This is a genomic window from Halothiobacillus neapolitanus c2 (genome assembly GCF_000024765.1).
Classification (GTDB): domain Bacteria; phylum Pseudomonadota; class Gammaproteobacteria; order Halothiobacillales; family Halothiobacillaceae; genus Halothiobacillus; species Halothiobacillus neapolitanus.
Map to the genome: position 1 here is coordinate 1232884 of NC_013422.1, position 13048 is coordinate 1245931.

The window sequence follows — 13048 nt, forward strand, 5'->3', positions numbered from 1 at the left end:
ATGAGCAGTCAGACACCCCCCGGCGAAACCAGCACGAGTTCACAACGTGTTAAGCCCAAAACGCTGACCACCCTGCAGAATGCAAAACGCGATCAAACACCGATCGCGATGATAACTGCGTATGACGCCGGTTTTGCCCGTTTGGCCATGGAGGCCGAAATCGACATCCTTCTTGTAGGCGATTCGCTCGGCATGGTCGTGCAAGGCCAACGCGATACTCTCAGCGTGACGATGCACGACATGATCTATCACACGAAGATGGTGCGTCGTGGAGCGCCATCGGGTTTGGTCATGGCAGATTTACCCTTTCTGTCTGATACCGATACTCCCACGGTGCTCCGTAATGCAGGGCGACTGATTCAGGAAGGCGGAGCGGATATCGTAAAAATAGAAGCCACGGCCGCCAAGGCAGATCTGGTGCAAGCCATGACGGATGCCGGTATCGCCGTTTGCGCGCATGTCGGGTTGCTGCCGCAGAAGGTGCGACAACTCGGCGGGTACCGGGTTCGCGGTCGTGATATTGATGATGCCTCTGCCGTTATGCGTGATGCCGAAGTGCTGACCCACGCCGGTGCAGCTATGGTTCTGGTTGAGTGTGTTCCTAGTACGTTGGGTGCGCGTATCGCCAAATCGATTGATGTGCCCGTCATCGGCATCGGTGCGGGCGTCGATGTCGATGGCCAGGTGCTCGTCATGAACGACCTGCTTGGAATGAATCCACATCCTGCGCGATTCGTTCGTGATTTTCTTCGGGGCAGGGGGGCGATTCTCCAAGCATTGCAAGCCTACGCATCTGCCGTGCGCAGCCGGAGTTTTCCCGCCGAACATGAAGGGTTCGTTTAATTGGAAATCATCCGCGATTTGAATGAATTACTGAACTGGCGCCAGGCACAGGCCAAAGCAGAAAGGAATGTCGCCTTCGTGCCCACCATGGGGAACCTCCATAACGGGCATCTTAATCTGGTAAAGGCAGCGCAAAGTCGGGCAGATCAGCCATCCGTGCTGGTTTCCATATTCGTCAACCCGATGCAGTTCAATGATATCAACGACCTGGCCCGGTATCCTCGTACAGAATCCGAGGATATTGCGCAATTGACGCGGCTCAACGTCGATGCGGTTTTTCTGCCGAATGAGGCTGAACTGACACCGGAAATAAATCCGTTCTCCATCCGTGTCGACCCGGGTGAACTGGCTGCCCATTGGGAGGGCGCTGCTCGTCCTGGTCATTTCACCGGCATGGCCACGATTGTGATCAAGCTGTTCCATCTGGTTCAGCCGCAGGTTGCCGTATTCGGCGAAAAGGATTTTCAACAGCTGCAAATCGTGCGACGTATGGTGCGTGATCTAAACATGCCAATAGAAATCATGGGCGTACCGACGGCACGCGCAGAAGACGGACTGGCTTTGAGTTCGCGGAATCGATTCCTGGATGAAGAGCAGCGTCGCACAGCGCCCCTGCTTCATGCCACACTGCTGGATAGCGCCCAACAACTTCGTCTGGGAAAGCCGCTTGATACCGTGCTGAAAAATGCCCGCAATCGATTAACCGCTGCCGGCTTCAAACTCGATTACCTTGCGCTTTGCCGCCCCGACACGCTGGACCCTCAGCTCACGGCTGAAAATGGCATATTGCTGGCGGCGGCCCGACTGGGGGCCATTCGGCTGCTTGATAATCAACCCGTGGTCATAGAGTAGGCCGCATTGCGCTACAATCTTGCTCAAAGCGTTTATCTGGAAAGAATGAATAATGAACCCGAATTACCTGGACTTTGAACAGCCCATCGCCGAACTGGATGCCAAAATCCGTGAGTTACGACTCATGGATAATGAAGCAGGGCTGAATATCAACGAGGAAATTGCGCGGCTCGAAGCCAAAAGCATGGAATTGACGCGGTCGATTTTCGGCAATCTGACCGCATGGCAAATCAACCAGATCGCTCGCCATCCCCAGCGCCCCTACACCCTCGACTACATCAAACACATGCTGACCGATTTCACCGAACTGCACGGTGATCGCGCTTTTGCTGATGACGCCGCGATTGTCGGTGGCATGGCGCGTCTCGATGGCATCCCGGTCATGGTGATCGGTCAGCAAAAAGGGCGCGATACCAAAGAAAAAATCCGCCGCAATTTCGGCATGCCTCGTCCAGAGGGCTACCGCAAGGCGAAGCGTTTGATGGAAATGGCCGAAAAATTCAAATTGCCCGTTCTGACCTTCATCGACACGCCGGGCGCTTATCCGGGCATTGATGCGGAGGAACGGGGGCAGAGCGAAGCCATCGCCCGTAATCTGTTTGTCATGGCCGACCTGAAAACACCGATCATCGTCACCATTATTGGTGAGGGCGGCTCCGGCGGTGCGCTGGCGATCGGCATCGGTGACCACGTGATGCAGCTCCAGTACGGCACCTATTCCGTCATTTCCCCGGAAGGCTGCGCTTCCATTCTCTACAAGAGTGCCGACAAAGCGCCCGAAGCGGCTGAGTCGCTGGGTATCACCGCGCCACGCCTTCTGGAGTTGGGCTTGATCGATGAGGTCATCAGTGAGCCATGCGGTGGCGCTCACCGCGATATCGACCAAATGACCCAAACACTCAAAGCGTCACTCAAACGCGCGCTGGTCAAGCACTCGAATCAACCGATCAATAAATTACTGCAACGCCGTTACGATCGCTTGATGAGTTACGGCCAGTTTATCGATCGCTGAATGCCGTTTTCGACTTGTCGTCGTGAAACGATAAAATATGCCTGATGCTCCGCTACCGGACTCGCTCCCTAAACCTCTGAAGGTTGTGCTGGCCAGTTCTGGTGGTGCTGATTCTCTGGGCGCTTTGGTTTGGTTGCATAACCAGTATCAGCAGGGTGTGATCGATGAGATCACCGTCGTCAGTATCGACCATCAAATTCATCCCGACTCGGCCGAATGGAGTGCGAGGGCGTGTCAGCAAGCCAGCTTTTTCTCAATTGAATCGCACTGCATTAAAATCGACGTGCCGACTCGAGGAATACATGGACAGCATTCACTGGAATCGCGCGCACGCTGGGCCCGCTACGAAGCGCTGCGATCATGGTTGTACCGCCGTTACCAGCCCGAGGATGAACCCGTTCTGGTGACAGCACATCATCTTGAAGATCAGGTCGAAACCTTTCTGCTGGCCGCACTTCGTGGCAGTGGAGCCGCTGGCTTATCCGCCATGCCCGCCTTGACACGATTCGGGGCGGGTTGGCATTGGCGCCCCTTTTTGCAAATGCCCCGAGATGATTTGCGACAGTTTGCGGCTTCGCTGCCCCTGATTCCGGTGGATGATCCCAGTAATCAAGACTTGTCTTACGATCGCAACTATCTGCGTGCCGAAATCCTGCCACGAATTCAATCGCGCTGGCCACAAGCGCTCGTTAGTTTGGGCGAGGCAGCTAGGCAATCCGGCGATGATCTGGCATTGCTCGAATCACTCGCAGCCATTGATGGCAATCTCGAAAGCCTGGAGCGTTTGCCACTGAGCCAATTGCTCGCTCTGGCACCTTCTCGGCAAGCCAACGTTCTGCGAACCTGGATCAAGCGTCACGGTGCGTTGATGCCACCGAAGGCCCGATTGATCGAATTTCTCAGGCAACTTAAAACAGCGGAACCTGATCAGCATCCCGAACTTGCCTGGGGTGACTGGTTGATCAGTCGGTATCGCGATGAACTCTGGTGGCGCATACCTCCAGACCTTCAAGCGCCCGAAGCATTACCATGGACAGACAAAACGCATTCGATTGAGTATTCGCCGGGCAAAAATATCCACTTGGTGCGGACGCAAATAACCGACCCGCTAGCCATCGGTGAGCGCTGGTTGGACCGGGATTGGCTGATACGCACACGACGCCCCAAAGATCGAATTCAGCCGCAAGGCAGCGCACACTCACGCAGCTTGAAAAACTGGTTTCAGGAAAACGCATGTCCGCCATGGGTCAGGTCTTCAATCCCGGTTGTTGAAATTGAGCACCGACTGGCTTGTCTGGTCGGCTGGGCCGTAGACAGGCACTTTTGTCCCGAACCGGGCGAAGCCTCATGGCGAATCGAACGAACCAATTGAAGGGAAGTATCTTGAATCGTCCACACACTGAAAAAAACCGGTTACAGCTGATTGAGTCAAAACTGGAACACGGGCTAAAAATCGCGCTGACGATGTTACGCCAGGTGTTTGTAAAGAATCCTCATGTAAATATCGCACATGGAGAAACCAGACTATGATTGACCGTAACGAGTTGCTTGATTATTGCGATCAATTGCTGGACGTGGCCGCCTGGAACGATTACGCGCCGAACGGACTGCAAGTTGAGGGGAAGCCCAGTATTCAACGCGTTATTACCGGTGTCACCGCCTGTGCAGAATTGATCGAAGCTGCGATTGATTGGCAGGCCGATGCCATCATCGTGCACCATGGATTTTTCTGGAAAAACGAACCTCAGGCACTAACCGGGATGAAGTATCGACGGATTGCCCGTTTGATCAAGCATGATATTAATTTGCTTGCCTATCATCTTCCACTGGATGCACAGCCGGAATTTGGTAACAATGCAGCGCTCTCGGAACAACTGGGACTTGAATGCATCGTCCCGTTTGGGGCCAAGCGACTCTCACTGGCAGGTGAATTACCGGCGCCCGTGGCAGTGAGCCATTTGGGGGGCACCCTTGAGCAGTTACTCGGGCGAACGCCCCTGATCGTTGGCCCTCAGGATAAAGCGATTCAGCGGATTGGTTTGTGCACGGGCGGCGCACAGGATGGAATCGTCGAAGCTGTTCAAATGGGACTGGATGCCTTCATCTCAGGTGAGATCAGTGAACGGACGACGCATATTGCACGGGAGGAGGGCATCGTTTACTACGCTGCCGGTCACCACGCAACTGAACGAGAGGGTGTTCGTCGCCTTGGATTAAAGCTGGTTGAGCAATTCGGACTGGAGGTTCGTTTTGTCGATATCGCCAACCCTGTGTGAACGGTAAAAGTGTTTGAACGTGATTCTGAGCCAGTTAACCCTTTGAAGTCACAGGCGATAAACACATCTCAAAAGCGATTAATGACACTTGTTTGACGCAAACATCGGAAGCGATAACACTCGCAAAGTTTGCGGCCGAACTTGAGCGGAAAAGTGCGCTCAAACAACCATGGCTTTCATGCTTGGAAATAGAGTGAACACATCAATGGCAAAGCGGGTAGGCTTTGGGAAACACATTGAGCCCATAACAATGAATAAGTTGACTTTAAACTGAAACAAGGTTGGAGCGAGTAATTAATGGCTGATGTTCCTGTCAATCCGGGTCGGCGTCGTTTTTTAACGGGGTCTGCCATCGCAGTAGGCGCAGTAGGCGCCGGCTTCGCTACAGTGCCTTTTTTATCCTCATTTGAACCCAGTGCTCGTGCCGAAGCTGCGGGCGCGCCAGTAGATGTGAATATTGGCAAACTGGCCGAAGGCCAAATGGTCACTGTTGCTTGGCGCGGACAACCAATCTTTGTCGTACACCGTACCGACAAGATGGTTGAAATGCTGCCCTCTTTGGATAGCCAACTGCTCGATCCAAACAGCGCAGTGGCCAGTCAGCAACCAAAGTTTGCTGATAACTTCTTCCGTGCGCGTAAGAAGAACATCTTTGTCGTCATCGGGGTTTGCACTCATTTAGGCTGCGCGCCCACCTATCGCCCGGAAGTTGCACCAAAAGACCTGGGTCCCGACTGGAAAGGTGGCTTTTTCTGCCCATGCCACGGCTCCAAATACGACCTAGCCGGTCGAGTGTACAAGAGCATGCCAGCACCACTGAACCTGCTTGTGCCTGACTACATTTTTGCGACGGATGATATCGTTCGAATTGGCGTTGCGGAGAAGAAAGCATGATTCAAAAGTTAGGCAAATGGGTCGATGATCGACTGCCCGTATCCCACTTCTGGAACGCGCATCTCGCTAAATACTACGTCCCCAAGAACTTCAATTTCTGGTACTACTTCGGATCAATCCTGCTGGCTGTCTTCGCCATTCAGATCGTCACTGGCATCTGGCTTGCGATGAACTACAAGCCATCAGCGGCTCAAGCGTTCAACTCCGTTGAATACATCATGCGGGACGTTAGCTGGGGCTGGTTGATTCGTTACATGCATTCCACCGGTGCATCGTTCTTCTTCATCGCGGTTTATCTGCACATGTTCCGTGGGTTGATGTACGGCTCGTACAAAAAGCCACGCGAACTGATCTGGATCTTCGGCGTTTTGATCCTGTTGACCCTGATGGCCGAAGCCTTTATGGGCTACTTGCTGCCGTGGGGCCAGATGTCCTTTTGGGGCGCTCAGGTGATTATTTCCCTCTTTGGCTCCATTCCGTACATCGGGCCTGATCTCGCCCTCTGGATTCGTGGCGACTACGTTGTATCCGATGTCACGCTCAATCGGTTTTTTGCCTTGCATGTCATTGCGCTGCCACTTGTACTGCTGTTCTTGATCGGTGGTCACATCATGGCGCTGCACGAAGTGGGATCGAACAACCCCGATGGGGTCGAAATCAAAACCAATAAGGATGAGCACGGCAAACCCGTTGATGGCATCCCGTTTCATCCTTATTACACGGTCAAGGATTTGTTCGGCCTTGGTGTATTCCTGTTCCTATTTGCGGCTGTCATTTTCTACTGGCCAGATGGCGGCGGAAAGTTTCTTGAAGCGCCCAACTTCATTCCGGCAGACCCATTGAAAACCCCGGAACACATCGCACCGGTTTGGTATTTCGCGCCACATTACGCAATCTTGCGGGCGATCCCAGACAAATTCCTTGGTGTTGTGGCCATGGGTTCGGCCATTTTGATTCTCTTTTTACTGCCTTGGCTCGATAGAAACGCGGTCAAATCAATCCGCTATCGCTCGATGGCGTTTAAAGTGATTTTGTTTTCGTTCGTTGTCGCCTTCTTGGGTCTTGGTTACCTTGGCACCCAGCCAGTGACCTACTGGAATACGCTGTTCTCTCGTATTTTCGCCTTCATCTATTTCGGGTTCTTTATTGCCCTGTTTCTGGTGAGCAAATTTGAAACGGCTAAACCTGTACCGGAGCGAGTGCAATGATTCGGGCTACCTTTATCATCATCGCCAGCATGATGCTGGCAACAGCGGCTCAAGCTTCTGAAGGCTATGCCATTCCCTTGAAACTCGTATCGGTCGATCTGTCCAACAAGGCGGCCCTGTATCGAGGTGCTCTAACTTTCCAGGCGCAATGTGCAACCTGTCATACAGCGAAGTACATGCGCTATGGCCGGGTCGCTTCTGACCTTGACCTTTCCAGTGACCAGGCCAAGGCACTGCTCCCACCCAAACTAAAGTTGGGCGATGAAATGGTTAACTTCATGCCTGCGGATTATGCCAAGCAGGTATTCGGCATTGAACCGCCCGATCTTTCTCTGATTGCACGTGTTAGAGGCGCGGATTGGTTGTATACCTATCTCACTTCGTTCTACGCTGACCCGACCAAACGCTGGGGTGTAAACAACGCTATTTTCCCCGATGTCAACATGCCCGATGTTTTCGCGGCACAGCAGGGCGTACAGGAGCCTGTCTATACCGATTTAAAAATGCCCGATGGCTCAACAGAAAAGCGTCTATCCGGGCTCAAGCCACCTGTCATTGCCGGAAGCATGCCGCCAGCTGAATTTAATACTATGGTAGAAGATCTCGTGTCTTACATGGTGTACATGTCTGAACCGGCAAAAATTCAACGCATGGCTTACGGCCCGTATGTATTGGGGTTCATTTTGCTCTTTACCGTACTCATGTTTTTCCTTAAAAAGGAATACTGGCGCGATATCAAACAACCTGAGTCATAAATACATCATTCAATTCTGCTTTTAAAAAAAGACCATGTAACGGTATCCTGTACATGGTCTTTTTTTTAAATGGAATTGTTCATGTATTCAGATCGGTCTGATATTACCGTTCAATCAGAAGGAAAACCTGCAATTGAGCGCGGTTTGTTCGATGCGATCCCTGATGCAATCTATCTAATTGATCCGGTCACCTCGAACATTCTGGATTGCAACCTGCATGCATACGAAGACCTCTATCTAACTCGGGAACAAGTGCTCAATCACTCTGTTTTGTCACTCCAGATGGATGTGCGCGGTTTGCCCGCATGGACAGAAATTGCCGATGTCATACGGCAAAACCGTGTATACCGTTTTCAAGGTCATCATCGCCGCGCGGACGGCTCGTCGCTTCCGGTTGAGGTCAATACAGAGGCAGTTGTATATCAGGGGCGGGAATGGTTTATTTCCGTGGCAAGAGATATCAGCAAACGGCATTCTGGCAGTCTGAATGGGCAGGATTGGTCAGTACTGTACGACCTGGCCGATGGTGTCTGGGATTGGCATGTATCCGATGATTCACTGTATTTCAGCCCAAATCTCAAACGCTTTCTCGGTTATGGACCAGACGAGATGGAACCGGTTCTTTCCACCTGGAAGGACAACGTACATCCCGATGATCTTCCCATCGTTTTCGGTGCACTCGAGGAGCATTTGACCGGCCGCAGAAGCCAATTTGTCGCCACCTACCGCTTGCGTAACCGAAATGGTTTCTACTTGTGGGTAGAGGATCACGGGGTCGTCACCGACTTTCTTCCCAGCGGCGAACCGGCACGCGTTGTCGGCTTTATCAACGATGTAACAGACTATAAAACGATCGAAGTCACGCTTCAAAAGGAAGCAGAAAGAGACTCTTTGACCGGGCTCTTTAATCGTCGGCGAGGAATGGAGCTTTTGATTGAGACATTCAACAAGACGGTAAAGCGGCAACCTAACGCCAAGGTAGAACTGTCTTTGCTGGTTATTGATTTGGACTTTTTCAAACGAATCAATGACCGGTACGGCCACCTAGAAGGAGATGAAGTTCTTCGAATAACCGGTTCGCTTATACTCAAATCACTCCCCGATGATGCCGTGGCCTTTCGATGGGGTGGAGAAGAGTTCCTTGTTGCCTTGCCGGGAACCGCTCTGGCAGAAGCCAGAGAAAGGGCCGAGAATATTCGCCAAGCATTTGTGAACCAGGAATGGCAACCAGGTATTGAAGGGGAGTGTGTCACTGTGAGTATTGGCATCGCGCACTATCCAGAAGAGGCAACCCATTTACTCGAATTGATCGCCGCAGCAGATAAGGCGGTTTATCTTGCTAAGCGCCTAGGCAGGAATCGCGTCGAATCTCACATCTAGGCACTCGAGAAAGACTGTCGATTAAAAAAACCATCACGGAGGATGGTTTTGTATCAACACTATTAGACAGAAATTGGCGTCCCCACGGGGATTCGAACCCCGGTTACCGCCGTGAAAGGGCGATGTCCTAGGCCTCTAGACGATGGGGACATAAGCAGGCAAAAGTTTTTCGTTTCGTGAGGCATGAAACGAAAAGCAGGAATTGGCGTCCCCACGGGGATTCGAACCCCGGTTACCGCCGTGAAAGGGCGATGTCCTAGGCCTCTAGACGATGGGGACATGGTGCGCCCGGAAGGATTCGAACCTCCGACCCTCTGGTTCGTAGCCAGATACTCTATCCAACTGAGCTACGGGCGCTTGGCTCCCTGAGCAGGACTCGAACCTGCGACCCAATGATTAACAGTCATTTGCTCTACCAACTGAGCTATCAGGGAAAACGTCTTGCAACGTGGAGCGGCATATTAAAGATGAAGGGTGGTGTCGTCAAGACTAAAAATCATCTTTTTTACCCCCAAGCCTAGGGAACCTCTGATTGAATCCTTCGTGGCCGAGACGGGCTTTTGAGGGATGAGTCGCAAGGCGCGGCGCGAAACGAATGGTTATTCCATTCGTGAGCGGCGCAACACAGCGAATCGCCCTCAAAAGCCCGTCCCACGAGGGTTGCTGCCCAAAAGACGCAACACTTCGTTATCGGCCTTGGCATCGTAGCGTAAACTACGACCTTCGGCCTCTGCCTCGTTTTGCGGCTTTTGGATCAGCAACTTGGCTCACGAGGGATTCAATCAGAGGTTCCCTAGTCTGTTGCGGCTCACATCAATTCAAGCTCAGACTCAACCACTTTGGCACCAGCACGCGCGCATTCTTCGTCTGTTTTGCCGGAAGGGGCGCCAGATACCCCGATGGACCCGTAAACCTGACCACCGGCCTCGATCGGGACGCCGCCCGCTCCGAAGAATAGTCCTGGAACGCGCCCAAGGGCACCATCGCCACGATCACCCAGGGCGGAAGTGGCCGATGTGAAGGAAATTGCTGTGTAAGCCTTCATTCGAGAGATCGTCAGTGTGAGATCGGGTGCCAGCACATCCCGCAAAACAACCTGAGGGTTTCCGCTGCGGTCCATGACCGTTACACCGATCTGGATGCCCTTGGCGCGGCACTCATGAATAGCTCCCTCGGCAGCCTTCAAAGCCATTTCCATCGACAAACGTTTAATGTTGATCGCCGGCGGTTCATCAGCGGCCATACTGGTCGATGCGAACACCCCCAGCGCCAGGCTCAAACCAACAGCGGACAGTTGCTTATTTAATGATGATTTCATGGGAACTCCTCAACGATTCTGGACTTGTTATCGATTCACTATTTCCAATTCATCTCGTCCAATTGCTTTGCAGGCGAGAATGATTCCCACCGCCTCCAAGCACGGATGCCACATCTTCCTGTTAGAACACAGATCACTGTATTGTCGGCAGACGAATAAAGCAAAAATGATCATGATTTTCAAATTCCGTTTGTATTTAGTGTCCATGCACATAATTGAGCTTTGTACTGTTTGAAAGCACTCGTAAATGCATTTCATATCACCAGCAAATTACTGATGAGAGCAAGTGCGAAATAGTCGTGTACGAACGAGAGGGAAGGGAACTGATCTGATCTCTTCAGATGCAACCGCCATGCTACGCGATTGTGTTTGGATTACAGGTTAGGCACTCGGGATGAAAATTGGCTAAATTTCCGTTTCAAGTTGCTGTTAGAATGCTGCGATTGAGTCTTTCAAGCTAATACGAGGTGAGAAAAGGATGGCACTTGGCGGAGGCATGATTCACCACAACATTCCCGATAAGGATACGTTGTACCGTTCTTACATGCCGTTCATTAAAAATGGTGGCCTGTTTATCCCCGGCTACACACAGCATGAGCTAGGAAAAGAGCTGTTTTTAACACTGACGATGATGGGGAGTCCCGAGCGGATAGCATTGGCGGTTAAGGTCGTATGGCTAACCCCCGATGGTGCCCAAGGCGGCAAAACGGCCGGAATCGGCGTACAGTTCAGCCCGATGGACAAAGGGCAGACGCGTGCGAAGATCGAAACTTACTTGGCAGGCGCATTGGACAAGGACACGCCGACAGCCACGATATAACCACACTTCGGCCGGTTCAGTGCCTAGATGCTTTCACGGGGCATGTCGATTGATGGGCCTTGCGCTTGTATAGGAGCTTATATTGAGCCTTAATCGACGATACAAAACCTAATGACCCAAAATCGTTACGCACATTTTCTCATACTAGGCTTGGCCGTTTTCATCGGATTCTATGGCTATATTTGGTCCATGCCGTTATTCGATCTTGATGAGGGCGCATTCACCACGGCCACACGTGAAATGTTTTTGCGGCATGATTTCATCACGCCTTACCTCAATTCGGTTCCACGGTTCGACAAACCCATTCTGATCTACTGGCTTCAAGCTATCCCCACGTATTTATTCGGTTTTAACGAATTTGCCTTCCGCCTTCCGTCTGCATTGGCTTCTACGGCGTGGGTATATTTAATCTATCGTTTCATGGAAGAAGTGACTGATTCGCAAAAGGCTTTCTTTGCAGCACTTATTGCATCTACAAGCCTGATGACAACGGTGGTTGGCAAAGCAGCTATTGCGGATGCTGTTTTGATCCTATTCATCACGTGGGCCATGTTCGCGATTTTTCGCCATTGGCAAACCGAACGCGCTGTCTATATACGCTGGGCCTACTTTGCCATGGCGCTGGGCTTTTTGACCAAAGGGCCCGTCGCGGTGGTTATACCCGGCGCGGTAAGTCTTCTGTTCTACGTTTCTACCGGCAAATGGTCGTCCTGGTGGCGCGCGGTGCTCGACTGGCGCGGTCTTGTCATCTTCCTGCTGGTCGCCTTGCCTTGGTATGTGCTTGAATACATGAGGGAAGGGCAGGCGTTCATCAATGGATTTTTCCTTAAAAACAATGTGGGTCGATTCAGCGCGCCCATGGAAGGGCATTCCGGTGGTTTCTGGTACTACCCGGTCGTTACGTTCATTGCGCTGCTTCCGTTCACCAGTCTGGTTGTGGTGGCCATTCGGCACTCGGTAGGTGATTTACGCCACGTGTGGGGCAAGCCGGAAAACGATCAGAGCGCACTAATCCGATTTGGCTGGATATGGTTTTTGTTTGTTCTGATTATATTTTCCTTTTCAGGAACCAAACTGCCTCATTACCTCAATTACGGACTGATCGGCTTGATCATGATCATGGCTGTTTATTTCCCTACGATTCACAATCGCTGGGCACATGCTTTGCCTGCCTGGTTGTTTTTTGTACTTTTGCTGGCACTGCCTTCGCTGCTTGACGTGTTCTTTAACAAAATCAATCCACCTTATGTTCGGGACATGCTGGCAGATAGGGCGCAATATTTTGGCTGGTCCTGGTATCTACCATTGGGCGTGTTTCTACTTTTATCGATCGCGATGGTCTTTCAGAAGCGCAAGACAGCTGCTGCCATCATGATTCCACTAGCGCTTTCTTTTTCATGGATTGCCAATGCACAACTTTTACCCATCGTGGCCTCATTGCAACAAGGCCCGATCCGTACAGCCGGGTTAATTGCACGGGATCTTCCCGGCGACGCCGTTATGTACAAGATGAACACCCCAAGTTTTGGCGTTTATGCGGGCAAGATTCTTAAACGCCATCGGCCTGAGGAGGGCGATTTGGTATTAACGCGGGTTGTCGATTTGGCCCAATTGCCGAATGCAAAGGTGCTTTTTGAACAGGGCGGTGTGGCCTTGGTTCGAATGCGCTAAGATTAAAAACACAAGTCAG

General features: G+C 51.8%; 12 protein-coding genes and 4 tRNA genes. 11 read left to right on the forward strand and 5 right to left on the reverse strand.

Annotated elements, in window-relative coordinates:
- From panB to HNEAP_RS05730, 9 genes are all read left to right on the forward strand, one after another.
- Positions 1 to 843: a 3-methyl-2-oxobutanoate hydroxymethyltransferase gene (gene panB / locus HNEAP_RS05690; protein ID WP_012824005.1), complete on the forward strand. Its 843-nt coding sequence runs from the start codon at positions 1 to 3 to the stop codon at positions 841 to 843.
- Positions 844 to 1695, forward strand: a complete 852-nt coding sequence (gene panC / locus HNEAP_RS05695) for a pantoate--beta-alanine ligase (RefSeq protein ID WP_012824006.1) — start codon at positions 844 to 846, stop codon at positions 1693 to 1695.
- 52 nt (positions 1696 to 1747) lie between these two features.
- Positions 1748 to 2707, forward strand: coding sequence for an acetyl-CoA carboxylase carboxyltransferase subunit alpha (locus tag HNEAP_RS05700; protein ID WP_012824007.1), 960 nt, complete (start codon positions 1748 to 1750; stop codon positions 2705 to 2707).
- A 37-nt stretch (positions 2708 to 2744) separates the two neighbouring features.
- The gene (gene tilS / locus HNEAP_RS05705) at positions 2745 to 4079 is read left to right on the forward strand and encodes a tRNA lysidine(34) synthetase TilS (protein WP_012824008.1); all 1335 of its coding nucleotides are present in this window, start codon (positions 2745 to 2747) and stop codon (positions 4077 to 4079) included.
- A gap of 154 nt (positions 4080 to 4233) precedes the next feature.
- Complete coding sequence (locus HNEAP_RS05710) at positions 4234 to 4983, forward strand: Nif3-like dinuclear metal center hexameric protein (protein ID WP_012824009.1); 750 nt, start codon at positions 4234 to 4236, stop codon at positions 4981 to 4983.
- Positions 4984 to 5280: 297 nt separating this feature from the next.
- Complete coding sequence (gene petA, locus HNEAP_RS05715) at positions 5281 to 5877, forward strand: ubiquinol-cytochrome c reductase iron-sulfur subunit (protein WP_012824010.1); 597 nt, start codon at positions 5281 to 5283, stop codon at positions 5875 to 5877.
- Positions 5874 to 7085, forward strand: coding sequence for a cytochrome b (locus tag HNEAP_RS05720; protein WP_012824011.1), 1212 nt, complete (start codon positions 5874 to 5876; stop codon positions 7083 to 7085). The genes petA and HNEAP_RS05720 overlap by 4 nt, the downstream gene beginning before the upstream one ends.
- Entirely contained in the window at positions 7082 to 7840 is a 759-nt protein-coding gene (locus tag HNEAP_RS05725) for a cytochrome c1 (protein ID WP_012824012.1), read from the forward strand. Before HNEAP_RS05720 ends, HNEAP_RS05725 begins: the two co-directional genes overlap by 4 nt.
- A gap of 81 nt (positions 7841 to 7921) precedes the next feature.
- The gene (locus HNEAP_RS05730) at positions 7922 to 9220 is read left to right on the forward strand and encodes a sensor domain-containing diguanylate cyclase (protein WP_012824013.1); all 1299 of its coding nucleotides are present in this window, start codon (positions 7922 to 7924) and stop codon (positions 9218 to 9220) included.
- Between the two features lie 74 nt (positions 9221 to 9294).
- Here the strand turns inward: HNEAP_RS05730 and HNEAP_RS05735 are convergent.
- The 5 genes from HNEAP_RS05735 to HNEAP_RS05755 all read right to left on the reverse strand — a co-directional run bounded on the left by HNEAP_RS05735 (position 9295) and on the right by HNEAP_RS05755 (position 10538).
- Positions 9295 to 9370 (reverse strand) — tRNA-Glu (locus HNEAP_RS05735).
- Between the two features lie 53 nt (positions 9371 to 9423).
- Positions 9424 to 9499, reverse strand: a tRNA-Glu gene (locus HNEAP_RS05740).
- Position 9500: 1 nt separating this feature from the next.
- Positions 9501 to 9577: transfer RNA gene (locus HNEAP_RS05745), tRNA-Arg, on the reverse strand.
- 1 nt (position 9578) lies between these two features.
- Positions 9579 to 9654 (reverse strand) — tRNA-Asn (locus HNEAP_RS05750).
- A gap of 374 nt (positions 9655 to 10028) precedes the next feature.
- Entirely contained in the window at positions 10029 to 10538 is a 510-nt protein-coding gene (locus tag HNEAP_RS05755; RefSeq protein WP_012824014.1) for a GlcG/HbpS family heme-binding protein, read from the reverse strand.
- A gap of 478 nt (positions 10539 to 11016) precedes the next feature.
- On the opposite strand from HNEAP_RS05755, the gene HNEAP_RS05760 reads away from it, so the two are divergent.
- The gene (locus HNEAP_RS05760; protein ID WP_012824016.1) at positions 11017 to 11358 is read left to right on the forward strand and encodes a PilZ domain-containing protein; all 342 of its coding nucleotides are present in this window, start codon (positions 11017 to 11019) and stop codon (positions 11356 to 11358) included.
- A gap of 111 nt (positions 11359 to 11469) precedes the next feature.
- The gene (locus HNEAP_RS05765; RefSeq protein ID WP_012824017.1) at positions 11470 to 13029 is read left to right on the forward strand and encodes an ArnT family glycosyltransferase; all 1560 of its coding nucleotides are present in this window, start codon (positions 11470 to 11472) and stop codon (positions 13027 to 13029) included.
- The last annotated feature ends 19 nt before the right edge of the window (positions 13030 to 13048 follow it).